This window comes from Arthrobacter cavernae, from assembly GCF_017368795.1.
Taxonomy (GTDB): domain Bacteria; phylum Actinomycetota; class Actinomycetes; order Actinomycetales; family Micrococcaceae; genus Arthrobacter; species Arthrobacter cavernae.
Window position 1 is genome coordinate 63,827 of sequence record NZ_JAFNLL010000007.1, and the last position, 17,599, is coordinate 81,425.

Below are 17,599 nucleotides of genomic sequence, written 5' to 3' on the forward strand. Positions count from 1 at the left end.
GAACAAGAACGAGGCAAAACCGTGCGTACGTACACCCCGAAGCCCGGCGATATCAACCGCCAGTGGCACGTCATTGACGCCACCGACGTTGTCCTTGGTCGTCTTGCCAGCCAGACCGCAACACTGCTGCGCGGAAAGCACAAGCCGACCTATGCGTCCCACATGGACATGGGCGACTTCGTCATCATCATCAACGCTGAGAAGGTTGCCCTGACCGGCGCCAAGCTGGAGCAGAAGCGCGCATACCGCCACTCCGGTTACCCGGGCGGTCTGACCTCCGTCAACTACGCCGAACTGCTGGAATCCAACCCGGTTCGCGCTGTTGAGAAGGCCATCAAGGGCATGCTCCCCAAGAACTCCCTGGCTGCACAGCAGCTCAGCAAGCTCAAGGTCTACCGCGGCGCTGAGCACCCCCACGCTGCACAGCAGCCCAAGACTTTCGAAATCACCCAGGTCGCCCAGTAGTCCTGGCCACCAAACAACTTTTTATACAAGGAGAATCGTGGCTCAGAACGAAGAACTGACCGCCGAAGCCGTCGAGGCCGAGGAAACCCTCACCAGCTACACCTCTGAAAGCACGGCCGCCGAGGCCGCGCCGAAGAAGGAACGCCCGGCACTGACCGTTGCCGGCGCAGCTGTTGGCCGCCGCAAGGAAGCCGTTGCACGCGTTCGCGTTGTGCCGGGCTCCGGCAAGTGGACCATCAACGGCCGCGAGCTGTCGAACTACTTCCCGAACAAGCTGCACCAGCAGGACGTCAACGAGCCCTTCAAGATCCTTGATCTCGAAGGCGCCTACGACGTCATCGCACGCATCCACGGTGGTGGCCCCTCCGGCCAGGCCGGTGCACTGCGCCTCGGTGTTGCTCGCTCGCTGAACGAGATCGACGTCGAGAACAACCGCGCCACCCTGAAGAAGGCCGGCTACCTGACCCGTGACGCCCGCGTCATCGAGCGTAAGAAGGCTGGTCTCAAGAAGGCACGCAAGGCTCAGCAGTACTCCAAGCGCTAAATCCGCTTGCGCGAAAGCCCGTTCCGCCGTTTCGGCGGGGCGGGCTTTCGCCGTATCCGGGCGGATTCGCATGGCGGCTTGGGGCGTCTCGCGGGCACGCGTGAACCGGACCCGCACCGCCCGTCGTCTAGACTTGAGCCGATGTCTAGATTATTTGGAACAGATGGCGTGCGCGGTCTCGCGAACGGATTGCTCACCGCTGAGCTGGCTTTGCAGCTCGCCCAGGCCGCCGCCGTCGTACTCGGCCATGACCGCACGCCCGACGGAAAGCGGCCCCGCGCCGTCGTCGCCCGGGACCCCCGCGCCAGCGGTGAGTTCCTGGCCGCAGCCGTGGAAGCCGGCCTTTCAAGCTCCGGGATCGACGTCTACGACGCCGGCGTCCTGCCCACCCCGGCCGCGGCCTACCTGGTGGCAGATCTCGACGCTGACTTCGGCGTCATGCTCTCCGCCTCCCACAATCCTGCGCCGGACAACGGGATCAAGTTCTTCGCCCGCGGCGGACAGAAGCTGCCTGACCACGTCGAGGACGCCATCGAGGCCCAGCTCGGCAAGGAGCCGGAGCGTCCGATTGGCGGCGACGTCGGCCGCATCCAGCGCTTCTCCGATGCAGAGGACCGGTACATCGTACACCTGCTCGGTACCCTTCCGCACCGCCTGGAAGGCATCAAAGTGGTGCTGGACTGCGCCCATGGTGCCGCCAGCGGCTGCTCCCCGCAGGTCTTCAAGGACGCCGGCGCTGAGGTTGTGGTGATCGGCGCCGAACCGGACGGCCTGAACATCAACGACGGCGTCGGCTCCACGCACCTTGGCCCGCTCAAGGAAGCCGTTGTTGCCCACGGCGCCGACCTTGGCATCGCCCACGACGGCGACGCCGACCGCTGCCTAGCAGTTGACCACGAAGGCAACGAGGTGGACGGCGACCAGATCATGGCGATCCTCGCCCTGGCCCTCAAAGACGCCGGCAAACTCAAGGACAACGTCCTGGTTGCCACCGTCATGAGCAACCTCGGCCTCAAGATCGCCCTGCGGAACGCCGGCATCAGCATCCGCGAAACGGCTGTGGGGGACCGCTACGTGCTCGAGGAAATGCGCGCCGGCGGCTTCAACCTCGGCGGCGAACAGTCCGGCCACGTTATCTTCTCCGACTACGCCACCACCGGCGACGGCGTCCTGACGGGCCTCCAGATTGCCGCGCAGGTGGCCAAGACCGGCCGCACCCTGCAGGACCTGGCCACAGCGATGACCAAGCTCCCGCAGCTCATGATCAACGTCAAGGGCGTGGACAAGGCCCGCGCCGCCACGGACGAGGGCGTAGCGGCGGCGGTGGCCGCCGCCGAGCTCGAGCTGGGCGACACCGGCCGCGTGCTGCTTCGCCCCTCGGGCACGGAGGCCCTGGTGCGCGTGATGGTGGAAGCCGCGGACATGGCGACGGCGGAACGCATCTGCACCAGCCTGGCCGCCGTCGTGAAGAAGCGCCTCGGCAGTGAAGTTGCTGCCTAGTCTGAGGACCGCACTTAAATGGCTGTGGCCCGTTTCCCCTTGGGGAGGCGGGCCACAGCCATTTGGGTTCGGTTGCAACCGTTATAGGTAGTCCGGGGCCGCTTCCAGCCCGAAGTACTCCTCCAGCGTCGAGATCCCGCGCTTGTGCATGTCCGTGGCGGCGTCCACTCCGATGTAGCGCAGGTGCCATGGCTCGTAGTAGTAACCGGTGATTTCGTGGAACTGGAGGGGGTAGCGCACCACGAAGCCGTATTTGTGGGCATTGCCCGCGGCCCAGACGGCTGCCGGCTGCCCGGCAAAGCACGGCTGGAAGCTGCAGGCCCCGCCGCCGTCGGAAATGTCGAAGGACCAGCCGGTCTGGTGTTCGGAAAAGCCGGGCCGCGCGGAGGCTGTGTCCGCCGACGCCTGGCCCATGCTGCCGACGTAGCCGTTGTAGGTGGCCGTCTGCGTGGAGAAGGAACGGTATCCGGAGGCCAGCGCCATGGTGACACCCTCCGAGGCTGCCGCGGCGAACAGCTTCTCCGCGGCAGCCGCCGTCGTGCTGTTGAGCAGCGCCGCTTCGCCGCCGACGGCCAGCCGGACGCCTGGCCGGACCAGGTCCGCCGGCGCAAACCGTTGCGGGTTCAGCGGGCGGTGCTTGTTGACCACCACCCACGGGCTGGCGGGATCGCCCAGGGAGTGCCGCGCGGGAAGGGCGCCCGACGGCGGTGCTGGCGGCGGTGCCGCCGGGCTGCCTTCCGCACTGGCGGGGGAGGGGGTCGCGGACCCGGGATCCGGCGTCGGGGTGGTGGCCGCGATGGTCGGCGTGGATACCGACGTCGGAGCTGGCGACCCTGTGGCGGGGGCCGCCGCCGCTGGCGAGGGCAACGGACCCTCCGGTGCGCAAGCGGCCAAAGCGGTCATGCCCGCACCGGCAGCCAGCAACGTGGCGAATGCCCTTCTGCTGGGCCTGCAGTCACGGCACACGCGCGGCTAGACCTTCCTCAGCAGCATGCGGCGGATCGAGTGGTCCGCATCCTTGGTCAGCACCAGCTGGGCGCGGCCGCGGGTGGGGAGGACGTTGTCCTCGAGGTTCGGCTCGTTGATGCGCTTCCAGATGCCGCGGGCCGTCTGCTCGGCCTCGTCGTCGGACAGCGCGGCAAAACGGTGGAAGTAGGACTCCGGCTGGGCAAACGCAGTGCTCTGGAGCTTGCGGAACCGCTCCACATACCACTCCTCGATGTAGGAGGTCTTGGCGTCCACGTAGATGGAGAAGTCGAAGAAGTCGCTGACGGCGAGTCCCTGCCTGCCGTCGTGCCGGGGTGTGGCCGGAGCAAGGACGTTGAGGCCCTCCACGATCAGCACGTCGGGGCGGCGGACCACCACTTCCTTGTCCGGCACGATGTCGTACGTGATGTGCGAGTACCAGGGGGCGCGGACTTCCTCGGCGCCGCCCTTGACGGAAGCGACGAAGCGCAGGAGGGCGCGGCGGTCATAGGACTCCGGGAAGCCCTTGCGCTCCAGGAGGTGGCGGCGCTTGAGCTCCGCCAGGGGGTAGAGGAAACCGTCCGTGGTGATGAGCTCAACGTTGGGGGTGCCGGGCCAGCGCCGCAGCATTTCGCGAAGCACGCGGGCGATGGTGGACTTGCCGACGGCCACGGACCCGGCGACGCCGATGACGAACGGTGTGCGCTGCGTCTGCTCGCCCAGAAAGGTGGTGGTGGCTGCGTGGAGCTGGTGCGAAGCCTCCACATAGAGGTGCAGAAGGCGGGACAGCGGGAGGTAGACCTCCCGGATTTCCTTGAGGTCCAGGGGGTCGCCGAGGCCGCGGAGACGGAAGACGTCCTCTTCGTTGAGAGGCTGCTCCATCTGTGCTGCGAGACGGGACCAGGTCTGCCGGTCCAGTTCGACAAAGGGGGAAGTACTGTCGCCAGTCGCTTCGTTGCGTTGCAGAGTCACCCTCAAGATTCTGCCTCCCGCCGGCCCGATCAGGAAATGTACGACGACGGCCCGTCCCTTATAGTTCTCTAGGGTCTAGGGGAATCCACTCGGATCTGCCCGCCGCATGAAGGGAATGCTGCGGGGCGCGCTGTGCTTTTTAGGGGGAGTCTTGGTTTCTTTGTGTGGACGGAGCACATTGTCAGTGGCGAAACGCGCGGCCGCGCGGCGGTGGACTGCCCTCGCCGCGCCGATGGTTCTGGCAGTAGCCGCGGTATTCGGTGGCGTGCCGGCCGCGCAGGCGGAAACAGCGCCGGAGCTGATCGAGCTGGGTGCAGGCCAGTCAATCCAGGCGGCCATCGATGCGATAGCGCCGGGCGGCACCATCAAGGTATACGGCAGCGAATACGTGGGCTCGCTGTCAATCACCAAGCCGTTGACGCTCGAGGGCGGCCTCAACACGATCAAGCCCACGCCGGGGTCAACGGGCCCGGTAATCAGCATCCGGGGCACCTCCGGTGTGACGATTCGAGGCCTCTTCTTTTCAGGTGCGGGAACTGCTTCTTCGGGGGTGAGCATCAGCGGGTCGCAGGACGTCTTGCTGGAAAGAACGTCCACCTCCGGTGCCAAGGTCGGGTTCCTCGTGGAGGCGAAAGGCGGGCCCCTGGACAGCCCGTCGGCAGGGATCCGCTTCAGTGAAACCTTCGGGGACGGAATAGACGCCGGTTACTCCTTCCGCGCCGGAACTTTGGCCGGCGATGCGCAGATCGCGGGCATCGAATTTCTGCAGAACAATACCGCGAGGGGAAGCGTTGGCCTAAGCCTCGGCTCGCCGGGAGATCTGCACGGAATCAGTGGCCCCGGCGGCTCGCCGTTGTCCTTGGGGCGCCTGGGCTTGTGGCGGCCTGGCCAATATGTCGTGAATGCAGGCCGGACGCAGGCCACCATTCAATACAATTCCTACGTCACGGACGGAAACTCAAGCCGGCCCGTTCAGGCGTCGGACTTCATCCCGGGTTCGGTAAGTATTGTCGGATTCCCCGTTGTGCCGCCGGCTTCGCCGCCGGTCATCGATCCGGCCACTGACGCCGCCCATGCGCAGAACGGCCCGTTCGCGGCCCCTCACCAAGTGTCTGTAACCCAGGCAGACCCGGGAGAGAAGCAGACAGTCACATACCAGACAGGCTTTGGCCTCGCATACGGGGCGTGGTTCTACGTCATCCTCCACTCGGAGCCAGTGACGGTGGGTTGGGTGCAGGCCGACTTCCGCTCCCGACTTGTCTTCGACATTCCTGCAGGCGTGCCGAACGGTGAACACACCGCCACCATTTACGGCGCTGATGGCCGGTTCATACCTGCGGCCCGGGGCATTGTGGTGACGAATGCCGTGATTGCGGCTCCCGTACCTCCCGGAAGCACGGGTGAATCTTCCGGAGAGACCAGCACTCCATCCGCGGGCACCCAGACTCCCGAGCAGACAACACCGCCCGCTGGAGCAGCGCATGACGAGGGTCCCGCATCCCCGGTTGTCGGCCCGCAGAGCGTTTCCACTGTGACGGACGACCTGGCCGCAACCGGATACCGACAGGACATCATGCTCGTGTGGGCGGTGCTCCTGCTCGGCCTGGGCGCACTCATTGTGGTGTGCCTGCGTATGTCTCGGAGGGTGGCCGGGAACGTGGCCCGCAAGCACTAATTGATCCGATGTCCCATGTCCGCTGTTTGAGGCAGCCGCTAGGCTGGTACCCATGTGTGGAATCGTAGGTTATGTAGGTAATTCGTCCCGCGCGGCTGGCGCCGGGCACACCGCCCTTGACGTCGTCCTTGAAGGACTGCGGAGGCTGGAGTACCGCGGGTATGACTCCGCTGGTGTAGCCGTTCTTGCGGACGGCACCATTGCGTCCCGGAAGAAGTCCGGAAAGCTGAGCAACCTCCTCGCCGAGCTCGAAGCGAGCCCGCTGCCCGAATCCCTGACTGGCATCGGCCACACCCGCTGGGCAACCCACGGCGGACCCACCGACCGCAACGCGCACCCGCACCTCGCCGACGGCGGGCGCCTCGCTATGATCCACAACGGCATCATTGAAAACTTCGCCGAACTCAAGCAGGAACTGCTGGCCAAGGGCGTGGCCTTCGAGTCGGAGACCGACACCGAAGTGGCCGCGGCCCTGCTCGGCGACATCTTCCGCAACCAGCTCAACGGCGACTCGGGCAAGCTCCAGAAGGCCATGCAGCTCGCCTGCCAGCGCCTCGAAGGCGCCTTCACGCTGCTCGCCGTGCACGCCGACCAGCCCGGCGTCGTAGTTGCTGCCCGCCGCAACTCCCCGCTGGTGGTGGGCCTGGGCGACGGCGAGAACTTCCTCGGCTCCGACGTCTCCGGCTTCATCGACTACACGCGCCGCGCCGTGGAGCTGGGCCAGGACCAGATCGTCACCATCACCGCCGACACTGTGGAGATCACCGACTTCTTCGGCAACCCCGCCGCGGGCAAGGAATACCACGTCGACTGGGACCCGGCCTCCGCGGAAAAGGGCGGCTTCTCCTCTTTCATGGAGAAGGAAATCCACGACCAGCCCGACGCCGTGGCACAGACCCTGCTGGGCCGCTCGGACCTCAACGGCAAGCTCACCTTGGACGAACTGCGCATCGACCCCGAACTGCTCAAGCAGGTCGACAAGATCATCGTCCTGGCCTGCGGTACCGCCGCCTACGCAGGGCTCGTGGCCAAGTACGCGATCGAGAACTGGTGCCGCATCCCCACCGAGGTGGAACTGGCCCACGAGTTCCGCTACCGCGACCCGATCGTTGACGCCAACACCCTGGTGGTCTCCATCAGCCAGTCCGGCGAAACCATGGACACACTGATGGCCGTCCGCTACGCCCGCGAACAGGGCGCCAAGACGATCTCCATCTGCAACACCAACGGCTCCACCATTCCGCGCGAGTCCGACGCCGTGCTGTACACGCACGCCGGCCCGGAAATCGCCGTCGCCTCCACCAAGGCCTTCCTGGCGCAGATCACCGCAGCCTACCTGCTCGGCCTGTACCTGGCCCAGTTGCGCGGCAATATCTTCACCGGCCAGATCAAGGACGTCCTGGCGGACCTGTCCAAGATCCCGGCCAAGATCCAGAAGATCCTGGACAACGCAGGCCCCTTGCGCGAGCTCGCCCGCAGCATGAAGGACGAGAAGTCCGTGCTGTTCCTGGGCCGCCACGTCGGCTACCCGGTGGCCCTCGAAGGCGCCCTGAAGCTCAAGGAAATCGCGTACCTCCACGCCGAAGGCTTCGCCGCCGGCGAGCTCAAGCATGGCCCCATCGCGCTCATCGACGAGGGCCAGCCGGTCTTCGTGGTGGTCCCGTCCCCGCGCGGCCGCGACTCCCTGCACTCCAAGGTGGTCAGCAACATCCAGGAAGTCCGCGCCCGCGGCGCCCGGACGCTGGTCATTGCCGAGGAAGGCGACGAGTCCGTGCGCGATTACTCCGAGCATGTCTTCTACGTGCCGGAGACGCCCACGCTGCTGATGCCGCTGCTCACCACCGTTCCGCTGCAGATCTTCGCAGCCGAGCTGGCCGGGGCAAAGGGCTACGACGTGGACCAGCCGCGCAACCTCGCCAAGAGCGTGACCGTAGAATAGCCGCATGATTCTTGGCATTGGCGTAGACGTTGTAGACATCGAGCGGTTCGGGCGGCAGCTGGAACGCACCCCGGGCCTCCGCGACCGCTTGTTCGTGCCCGCCGAGCGCGAGCTGAACACGCGCTCGCTCGCCGCGCGCTTTGCCGCGAAGGAGGCCGTGGCCAAGGTCCTCGGAGCCCCCGCGGGCATGAACTGGCAGGACTGCTGGATCGGGCTGGACCAGCACGGTCCCACCATCCAGGTCAAGGGCACCGTGCTGGCCGTGGCCGACGGCAAGGGCGTCAAGCGCTGGCACGTCTCCATGAGCCATGACGGCGGCATCGCCACGGCCACGGTCATCGCCGAAGGCTGACAGCCGAACACCATGATCAGCGCCTTCACCGGAACAGACGTCAGGGCAGCGGAACAACCGCTCCTTGACCCCCGTTCAGATGGAGGCGCTGTTCTCATGCAACGGGCCGCGCACGGCCTGGCGGCCGCCATCGTCAGCGAGCTGCGCGCCCGCGGGCAGCGCTTCGCCGGCTCCGGCGTCACGGTGCTCGCCGGCAAGGGCAACAACGGCGGGGACGGCCTGTTTGCCGCCTCGTTCCTGGCCCGCCGCGGGATGCGCACGACGGCGGTCCTCACCGCCGGGTCCGCGCACACTGAGGCTCTGGCCGCCTTTACTGCGGCCGGAGGCCGGGTGCTGATCCTGGACTCAGGCAGCAACGCCGGCAGCAACGCCGGCAACGCCGAGGAACTCGCGGTGCTGTGCGCCGGGGACGATGTAGTGATCGATGCCGTGCTGGGGACCGGAGCCCGCGGCGGACTGCGCGGCGCCGCGGCGGAACTGGTGGCGGCCCTGCAGGAACTGCGCCCGCGGCTGGTGGTAGCCTGCGATGTTCCCAGCGGCGTGGATGCCGACACCGGCGAGGTTCACTGGCCCGTACTGGATGCCCAACTCACCGTAACGTTCGGAGGCATCAAGGCCGGGCTGCTGGCGGACCCCGGCGAGGGCTGCGCCGGACGGGTGCAGCTGGTGCCGATCGGGATCGAATCCCTGTTGCCCGCCCCCGTGCTGAGGCGCTTCTCGACGGCGGACCTCGCGGCGCTGCTGCCCTCGCCGGGACGGCGCGCCCACAAGTATTCGCGCGGCGTCCTGGGCGTGGTGGCCGGCTCCGAAAAGTACGCTGGGGCCGCGGTCCTCAGTGTCCACGCCGCGGTTGTCTCCGGGGCCGGGATGGTCAGGTACCTGGGGCCCGCGGCCGTGGCACGGCAGGTCCTGGCGCGGACCCCGGAGGCGCTCTGGGAGGGTGCGGGCGCCGAGGGGGCCAACGGCTCCGGGGGTGCCTGGCCCGGGCGCGTGCAGGCCTGGCTGGTGGGACCGGGGCTCGATGGTGCTGGCCAGCTCGAGAATGCCCGTGACGCGCTCGCCGCCGCGCTGGACGGCGGCCAGCCCGCCGTCGTCGACGCCGGCGCCCTGGAGCTGCTCCCGGACCGCTGCCCGCCCCACTGGATCCTGACCCCGCACGCCGGAGAGCTCTCGGCCCTTCTCGGCCGCAGTGAAATGCCGGTCACCCGGGAGGACGTCGAATCCCGGCCTCTACACTTCGTGCGGCTGGCCGCCGAACACACCGGCGCCACAGTCCTGCTGAAGGGCGCCACCACACTGGTGGCGTCGCCGTCGGGCGCTGTGTTCAGCCAGTCCGAAGGCTGCCCGTGGATGGCGACCGCCGGCAGCGGCGACGTGCTGGCCGGGATCCTCGGCGCGCTCCTGGCGCAGTGCGCCGGGCCGGGGATGGACGACGACGGCGCGTTCGCGGCGCTGGGCGTCGCGCCGGAGGACCGCTGGGCTGCCTTGGGCGCCGTGGCGGTGAGCCTGCACGGGCTGGCCGGATCGGCGGCGTCGGGCGTTTCCCGGGCGCGTTTCGACGCGGGCGCCGGGGGAGGGCCGGTGACGGCGCTGGGGATTGCCGATGCAGTGTCCGGGGTGTGGGCGCAGATCGTGGCCGACAGGCTGTAGACCGCCGCTGACCGCAGGCGTACCATCTGCTCAACCGGAGGTCATACCCGTTGCAGCTTTGGGGGAAATCGTGAGCGGTGCCGCCTACAAATCGTTTGGAGAAAAAGGCCCCAACAAGCCGAAATCGCCGGTACTCGAGCTCCGGGTCCATGGCGTCCGCAACAGCCCGCCCCAGGTACTGCTCGGCTGCGAAGAAGATGACATGGAGCAATGCCCCAAGGACGGGCTTGGCGGCTATTGGTCGCTCAAGAAGCAACCGGCGTCCGGGCCTTACATTGAGGCCTACAGCTGGGGCAAAATGGCCCGGAACTCGCCCACCTCGGGCGTCCTCGGCAAAGTGGCGGACATCCTGGTCAGATCTGCCTGGTTCCTGGTGGTGCCCTTTGGACTGAGCAACGCCGCCTACTGGTCGCGCCGGCTTCAACGGACCAGCCCGGCCACAGGCAATGAGCTTAAGGCCGGCGACGGAGCGGGCACAGTACGGTTGTTTGCCCTGGCATTGACGCTCTTCTACGTCACGGCCTTCTGCACGGTATTCCTTGACCTGCTGGCCGTCCAGTGCTTCCCGGATGCGCCGGGGGATGACACCAATCTCGTGTGCAGCCAGTTGCCGCAATTTGTTGACGGCCTGGCCACGCTAAACCGCGGGCAGCGGATCGCACTCTTCTCGCTGGCGCCGCTCGCCGGGATCGTGGTCCTCTTCGCCGTCTCCAGCGCCGCCCGGGTGAAGTACCGGCCCAATGGTGACCAGCAGGAGCCGGATCAGGCCCCCGCCCCGGTCGCCGAGGGAGCGAAGCTGCGCCCGATCCTGGCGACGCCGGGCTTCTGGCGCCGGCCGCATGTGTCCTCGCTGACCGGCCTCCTCCATGTGGCAGGCGCCATTTCGCTGATAGTCATCCTGATGTCATCCGATGTGGTGGCGGCTGGCAGGGACGAGGCCTGCAGCCAATTCAGGGCTCCCCTTGACCCCCGATGTGGCTGGACATTGCTGGCCATCGCGTGGGGGCAGCGGCAGTGGGGATTCTGGCCGCTCGTGGCAGGGGCAGTGCTCCTTGGTGCAGTGATGGTCCTCCTGCTCGTTTGGTCGGACGAAGTGACCACCAGGAGCGACAATCCCGACCGTCGCACCGCGACCAACTGGGTGCTTGGGTTTGCCGTGGTGAACTTCGCGGCGACGCTCGTCTTGCTCAGTGTCAACCACCTGGACCGGCAGGATGGCTTTGCCGGAACAACGGTGGCCGCGCTGCTCCTGCTGGTGATGCTGACCGTCCTGGCCGTCACGGGCGTGGTCATGCGCCTGAAGATTCCGCAGTGGGCCGCCCTGCTGGTGGTCCTCGTATCCGCCGGGGCCTTGTTCACCTGGGCGGCAGGTGGCGCCGGTGACTGGCCCCTCCTGGTGTTTGCCGTATTGACGGGCGCCGCGGCCGCGGCGTGGGCCTTTCGCAGGCGCAAGCAACCCGACTCCCGCAACGAAGCCTGGTCCGGGCACGCACCGGCCATCTTCATGCTTTTTGCGGTATTCGTGGTTGCCTTCCTGGGAAGCGTCCTGGTCCACGGAGTCAGCGAGTTCCTCAAGGCGCCTACCTCAACCCGCGGAGATTCCCCGGAAGGAAAAATGTGGCGCGGTGATACCGAGGCTGCCGGCGCGGCGCTCCCGCCGCCGGAGACGATCGAGACACCGCCTGTCTACCTGATCTTCGGTGGCACCCTGTGGTACCTGACAGGCATGGCGATGCTTGGCATGGTGTTGTATCAGCTGTCCCAGCTGACACGGCTCAGGGTGATCGGCCCCCTTCCTCGCGGAATACCTGAGCACCCGCTTCCGGACGACCGGGTCTGTAGCCATTTCAGCGAATTGGACGTGGACATTGTGCGGAAGCGCCGCTGGTCGGCACTGGCGCAACGTGGCGAGCCTGCTGTGGGATTCCTGGCGATCGTCGTCTGGGCCGGGCTGGTGGTGAGCAGTGCGACGATCACGCTGAACGTCTTGTACGGGCCGGCGACGCAGGCGGGAGTGGATCTGTCCAGGTTGCCGCCTCCTCCTCCCGGAACCCTGTTGCAAGGGCTCTATGGATTCAGTGGAATGTTCGACGCGACGGCGGCCGCGTGGGGACTGTCCTTGACCGGCGTCCTGTTTGCCGGGGCCATCGTCCGCGGTGCGATCTCCAGCAAGGAACGTCCTTTGAGCCTGCTGTGGGATGCGATGTGCTTCCTGCCGCGGGCGGCACACCCCTTCGGCCCGCCCTGCTACGCCGATCGCGTGGTTCCCGAACTGTCCAGGCGCATCAGGGCCTGGATCGAATCCCCGGTGGGATGGTTCCGGCCGAAGAGGACCGTCCTCTTGTCGTCGCACAGCCTCGGCACGGTGCTGGTGGTCGCCACCCTCCTGCATTTGAAGGCCGGCGGGACATCGGCGCAGACGCTTTCCAGGATCAAACTCCTCAGCTATGGCATGCAGCTGCGGCCCTACTTTGGGCGCCTGTTTCCTGAACTGCTGGGGCCCGCGATCCTGGGCACTCCGCCAACGTTCGGCGCGAACCTCTGGTGGCCGGACCCCTGGCACCTCCAAGCAGCCGGCGATGAAACGGAACTTCGTGGCGCACAAAAATACACGTTGAGGGCACTCCTGGATTCCCATTGGGACGATGACACCGGGCAGGCACCAAGGCGGCCGTCCTGGATCAACCTCTGGCGCCGCACCGACTACCTGGGCTTCCCGGTCCATTCCTACCGCTGCGAGGACCTGGACCGCTACGTCGATGAGAAGGAACGATTTACCTCCCAGGAGCAGGTGGCGACGCACGGCAACTACATCGACACCGACGAATATGAGCAGGCCAGGAAAGAGTTGCTGGCCTAGCGATTCCAGGCAGGGCGGCTGGTAGGCGGCTGGCTGTCAGGGGCGTGGGCTAGTGTGATGCGCGGGGGCAGCTAACGGCCACCTGGGCTACGCAGCGGGACAAACGCACTGTATTACTGGCACACTGTCGAGGAGGATCCGTGGAGACCACGCCAATGGACGTCTGGCCGGGACGGGCCTACCCGCTCGGGGCAACGTTCGACGCCGGGGGAGCCAACTTCGCCGTCTTCAGTTCCGTGGCGTCCGCCGTCGAGCTTTGCCTGATCGACTCCCAAGGCGTGGAGACGCGGATCCCGCTCAGCGAATGCGACGCCTTCGTATGGCACGGCTACGTCCCGGGCATCACTGCGGGGCAGAAATACGGCTACCGGGTCCACGGACCCTACGACCCCCACCAAGGCGCCCGGTGCAACCCTGCCAAGCTGCTGCTGGACCCCTATGCGAAGGCCGTCTGCGGGAAGGTGAACTGGAACGACTCGCTGCGCGGTGACAACCCGGAGGACTCGGCGGGCAGCACCATGGTGGGCATCGTGGTGGATCCGGCCTTCGACTGGGGAGACGACGCCCGGCCGGGGACCCCCTACCACCAGTCGCTCATCTACGAAGCCCACGTCAAGGGGCTCACGGAGCTGCATCCAGCGGTTCCCGAGCACCTGAGGGGGAGCTATGCGGGCCTGGCCCAGCCCGCCGTCGTCGAACACCTCCGCAAGCTCGGCGTGACGGCACTGGAGCTCATGCCGGTCCACCAGTTCGTCAACGACGGAACCCTCGAAGCGAAGGGGCTTGGCAACTACTGGGGTTACAACACCATTGGGTTCTTCGCCCCACAGAACAGCTACAGCTCTTCCGGCGACCGCGGCGAACAGGTCACCGAATTCAAGCAGATGGTCAAGGCAATGCATGCCGCTGGCATCGAAGTGATCCTGGATGTGGTCTACAACCACACCGCGGAAGGCAATGAGCTCGGCCCCACCCTGAGCTTCCGTGGCCTGGACAACGAGGCCTACTACCGGCTGGTGGATGACGACAAACAGCACTACATGGACTACACAGGAACCGGGAACTCGCTCAACGTCCGGGAACCGCGCTCGCTGCAGCTGATCATGGACTCGCTGCGCTACTGGGTGACCGAAATGCGCGTGGACGGATTCCGCTTCGACCTCGCCTCCACCCTGGCCCGGGACCTGTACGAGGTGGACCGGCTGTCTAGCTTCTTCGACCTGGTGCTGCAGGATCCCGTGGTCTCGCAGGTCAAGCTCATCGCCGAGCCGTGGGACATTGGGCCCGGCGGGTACCAGGTGGGCAATTTCCCGGCGCAGTGGTCCGAATGGAACGGCAAATACCGGGATACCGTGCGCGACTTCTGGCGCGGCGAGCAGTCGGCCTATGGCGAGTTCGCGGCCCGGCTGACGGGCTCGGCGGACCTCTATGAGCACTCGGGCCGGCGTCCGGTGGCATCCATCAACTTCGTCACGGCCCACGACGGCTTCACCCTGCGGGACCTGGTGTCCTACAACCACAAACACAACACTGCCAACGGCGAGAACAACCGCGACGGCGAATCCCACAACCGCTCCTGGAACTGCGGTGTGGAAGGGGATACTGCCAATCCTGACGTGCTGGCATTGCGAGCCAGACAGCAGCGCAACTTCATCGCCACCATGCTGCTGAGCCAGGGCGTGCCGATGCTCCTGCACGGCGACGAAGCCGGACGCAGCCAGGGCGGCAACAACAACGCCTACTGCCAGGACTCGGAGCTCAGCTGGGTGCACTGGGGCAGCATGGACCAGGACCTTGTGGAGTTCACGGCGGCGGCGTCCCGGCTGCGCCGTGAGCATCCGCTGTTCCGGCGCCGCCGCTTCTTCGACGGGCACCCCGCCCCGCGGCCCGAGGGAGAGGGGCTGCCGGACGTCGTGTGGCTGGATACCGATGGCACCCCCATGACCGACGAGGACTGGAACAACGGATTCGCACGCTCGCTGGCCATGTTCCTCAACGGCGGTGCGCTCCCGGTGCCCGATGACCACGGCAAGCCGATCATCGACGACCATTTCCTGCTCTGCTTCAACGCGCACGACGCCGGCGTCCAGTACACGCTGCCGCCGGCAGAGTTCGCGGACACGTGGGAGCTGGCCCTGGACACCTGCTTCGGAAACCTGGCCCAGCAAGTCTTCGACGCCAGCTCGGCGCTGCTGATACCGGCGAAATCGCTGGTGGTGCTCAAAGCCGGGTAAAACTCCCGGAAGCGGAACCTCACGTGAGCCTGACCACATGGCGGACACCGCCGTCGTCGTTATTCCACCAGTGGCAGGATGGAACGTATGACTTATTCGGCTGCGGAAAACCGCTACGAAACCATGCCCTACCGCCGCGTCGGACGCAGCGGACTCAAACTGCCGGCCATCTCACTGGGCCTGTGGCACAACTTTGGCGACGACAAGAGGTTCGACGAGCAGCGCGCCATCCTGCGGCGTGCCTTTGACCTCGGCGTCAACCACTTCGACCTCGCCAACAACTACGGTCCTCCCGACGGATCGGCCGAGACCAACTTCGGCCGCCACCTCAAAGACGACTTCAAGCCCTACCGCGATGAGCTGGTCATTTCCACCAAGGCCGGGTACTACATGTGGCCGGGCCCGTACGGCGAATGGGGCTCCCGGAAGTACATGCTCTCAAGCCTGGACCAGTCGCTGCAGCGCATGGGCCTGGACTACGTGGACATCTTCTACAGCCACCGCCCGGACCCGGAAACTCCGATGGAAGAGACCATGGGAGCGCTCGACCATGCCGTGCGCTCCGGCAAGGCACTGTACGCGGGAATTTCCTCGTACACCCCGGAGCAGACCGTCGAGGCTGCCCGGATCCTGAAGGAAATGGGCACGCCGCTGCTCATCCACCAGCCTAGCTACTCCATGCTGAACCGTTGGAGTGAGAACGGTTGGCCCAGCCTGTACGAGGCACTGGAGGAAGTGGGGGCCGGTTCCATCGCGTTCTCGCCGCTCGCCCAAGGCATGCTCACCAACCGGTACCTCAAGGGCATCCCGGCGGATTCCCGCGCCGCCAAGGAACGCTCCCTGTCCGAATCCGCGCTGACCGAGGAAAAACTGCGGCGCGTCCGGGGGCTGAACAACATTGCCGAGGGCCGCGGCCAGACCCTTGCCCAGATGGCCATCGCCTGGATCCTGCGCGAGCAGCCCAAGGGCTCGCCCGTCACCTCCGCGTTGGTTGGTGCATCGAGCGTGGCACAGCTGGAGGACACTCTCGGCGCCATCAACAATCTCGCGTTCACCACCGAGGAACTGACGGCGATCGACGAGTTCGCCGTCGAGTCCGACATCAACCTGTGGGCGCAGAAGTAAGCTCCGGCACAAGTCATGCACAGCAGGGGCCGGCGGGAACAAAACCGGCCCCTGCTGTGTTGGTTAGAATGCAAGTGAGCGCCGAGTGGCGCCGTGCCCCATAAGACGCCGTCGTACATCCAAGGTACTGACGCGCTGGGCATCTGAAGTTAGTACCCGAGGAGTTCCGTGTCTTCACATCCGATTCGTGTCGCCATTGTCGGCGTAGGCAACTGCGCCGCATCGCTGGTCCAAGGTGTCCACTATTACCGCGACGCCGACCCCCAGGCCACGATTCCGGGTCTGATGCACGTTGAGTTCGGCAAGTACCACGTCAACGACGTCCAGTTCGTTGCTGCTTTCGATGTCGACAGCAAGAAGGTCGGGCTGGACCTCGCAGAGGCCATCAGCGCCAGCGAAAACAACACCATCAAGATCGCCGATGTCCCCGAGACCGGCATCAAGGTCCAGCGCGGCCACACCTTGGACGGTCTGGGCCGGTACTACCGCGAGACCATCGTCGAAGCCTCGGAAGCGCCGGTGGACATCGTCGCCGCGCTCCGCGAAGCCAAGGCCGACGTCATGGTCTGCTACCTGCCGGTCGGTTCCGAGGACGCTGCCCACTTCTACGCCCAGGCTGCGATTGACGCCGGCGTAGCCTTCGTCAACGCCCTGCCGGTCTTCATTGCAGGCACCAAGGAATGGGCCGACAAGTTCACCGCCGCCGGTGTGCCGATCGTGGGCGACGACATCAAGAGCCAGATCGGTGCCACCATCACGCACCGCGTCATGGCCAAGCTCTTCGAAGACCGCGGCGTCACCCTGGACCGCACGTACCAGCTGAACGTCGGCGGCAACATGGACTTCAAGAACATGCTCGAGCGCGACCGCCTCGAGTCCAAGAAGATCTCCAAGACCCAGGCCGTCACCTCCAACGTCGAGGCCGTGCTAGACGCCGACGACGTCCACATCGGCCCGTCCGATTATGTCGCTTGGCTCGATGACCGCAAGTGGGCCTTCGTCCGCCTTGAAGGCCGCAACTTCGGCGATGCCCCGGTGTCGCTCGAATACAAGCTCGAGGTCTGGGACTCCCCGAACTCGGCCGGCGTGATCATCGACGCCATCCGCGCAGCCAAGATCGGCTTGGACCGTGGCATCGGCGGGCCGCTGCTGTCCGCTTCCAGCTACTTCATGAAGTCCCCGCCGGAGCAGTTCAACGACGACCTCGCCCGCGACAAGGTCGAGGCCTTCATCCGCGGCGACATCGAGCGCTAAACGCTCTCTCACCTTTGGTGGGTTTTTGACGGGCGCTCTCTCACTTTTGGTGGGAGAGCGTCC

At 66.2% G+C, this 17,599-nt stretch carries 13 protein-coding genes; 11 read left to right on the forward strand and 2 right to left on the reverse strand.

What is annotated here, in order from left to right; genetic code table 11:
* Window positions 1–21: 21 nt before the first annotated feature.
* The 3 genes from rplM (at window position 22) to glmM (ending at window position 2,509) form a co-directional block, all read left to right on the forward strand.
* Window positions 22–465 carry a 50S ribosomal protein L13 gene (gene rplM / locus J1902_RS04355; protein WP_133202334.1) on the forward strand — a complete coding sequence of 148 codons (444 nt, stop codon included), beginning with the start codon at window positions 22–24 and terminating at the stop codon, window positions 463–465.
* A 37-nt stretch (window positions 466–502) separates the two neighbouring features.
* A complete protein-coding gene (rpsI, locus tag J1902_RS04360; protein ID WP_207615026.1) occupies window positions 503–1,009 on the forward strand; it encodes a 30S ribosomal protein S9 in 507 nt (168 codons plus the stop codon).
* A 141-nt stretch (window positions 1,010–1,150) separates the two neighbouring features.
* Window positions 1,151–2,509, forward strand: coding sequence for a phosphoglucosamine mutase (glmM, locus tag J1902_RS04365; RefSeq protein WP_207615027.1), 1,359 nt, complete (start codon window positions 1,151–1,153; stop codon window positions 2,507–2,509).
* A gap of 81 nt (window positions 2,510–2,590) precedes the next feature.
* On the opposite strand, the gene J1902_RS04370 is transcribed toward glmM, so the two are convergent.
* Together J1902_RS04370 and coaA are read right to left on the reverse strand one after the other, a co-directional pair.
* Window positions 2,591–3,475, reverse strand: a complete 885-nt coding sequence (locus J1902_RS04370) for a M15 family metallopeptidase (protein ID WP_372434354.1) — start codon at window positions 3,473–3,475, stop codon at window positions 2,591–2,593.
* A 6-nt stretch (window positions 3,476–3,481) separates the two neighbouring features.
* Window positions 3,482–4,453, reverse strand: coding sequence for a type I pantothenate kinase (gene coaA / locus J1902_RS04375; RefSeq protein ID WP_207615029.1), 972 nt, complete (start codon window positions 4,451–4,453; stop codon window positions 3,482–3,484).
* A gap of 178 nt (window positions 4,454–4,631) precedes the next feature.
* Here coaA and J1902_RS04380 point away from each other — a divergent pair, with 178 nt between their 5' ends.
* The 8 genes from J1902_RS04380 to J1902_RS04415 all read left to right on the forward strand — a co-directional run bounded on the left by J1902_RS04380 (window position 4,632) and on the right by J1902_RS04415 (window position 17,536).
* Window positions 4,632–6,122 (forward strand): right-handed parallel beta-helix repeat-containing protein, encoded by a 1,491-nt coding sequence (locus J1902_RS04380; RefSeq protein ID WP_207615030.1) that lies wholly within the window; start codon window positions 4,632–4,634, stop codon window positions 6,120–6,122.
* A 52-nt stretch (window positions 6,123–6,174) separates the two neighbouring features.
* Window positions 6,175–8,061, forward strand: coding sequence for a glutamine--fructose-6-phosphate transaminase (isomerizing) (gene glmS / locus J1902_RS04385; RefSeq protein WP_207615031.1), 1,887 nt, complete (start codon window positions 6,175–6,177; stop codon window positions 8,059–8,061).
* 4 nt (window positions 8,062–8,065) lie between these two features.
* Window positions 8,066–8,413, forward strand: a complete 348-nt coding sequence (locus J1902_RS04390; RefSeq protein WP_207615032.1) for a holo-ACP synthase — start codon at window positions 8,066–8,068, stop codon at window positions 8,411–8,413.
* 12 nt (window positions 8,414–8,425) lie between these two features.
* Window positions 8,426–10,063 carry an NAD(P)H-hydrate dehydratase gene (locus J1902_RS04395; RefSeq protein ID WP_207615033.1) on the forward strand — a complete coding sequence of 546 codons (1,638 nt, stop codon included), beginning with the start codon at window positions 8,426–8,428 and terminating at the stop codon, window positions 10,061–10,063.
* Between the two features lie 70 nt (window positions 10,064–10,133).
* On the forward strand, window positions 10,134–12,923 hold the full coding sequence (locus J1902_RS04400) for a hypothetical protein (protein ID WP_207615034.1): 2,790 nt from the start codon (window positions 10,134–10,136) through the stop codon (window positions 12,921–12,923).
* Window positions 12,924–13,078: 155 nt separating this feature from the next.
* The gene (gene glgX, locus J1902_RS04405) at window positions 13,079–15,157 is read left to right on the forward strand and encodes a glycogen debranching protein GlgX (protein WP_207615148.1); all 2,079 of its coding nucleotides are present in this window, start codon (window positions 13,079–13,081) and stop codon (window positions 15,155–15,157) included.
* Window positions 15,158–15,244: 87 nt separating this feature from the next.
* A complete protein-coding gene (gene mgrA / locus J1902_RS04410; protein WP_207615035.1) occupies window positions 15,245–16,282 on the forward strand; it encodes an L-glyceraldehyde 3-phosphate reductase in 1,038 nt (345 codons plus the stop codon).
* Window positions 16,283–16,450: 168 nt separating this feature from the next.
* The gene (locus J1902_RS04415) at window positions 16,451–17,536 is read left to right on the forward strand and encodes an inositol-3-phosphate synthase (RefSeq protein ID WP_207615036.1); all 1,086 of its coding nucleotides are present in this window, start codon (window positions 16,451–16,453) and stop codon (window positions 17,534–17,536) included.
* The last annotated feature ends 63 nt before the right edge of the window (window positions 17,537–17,599 follow it).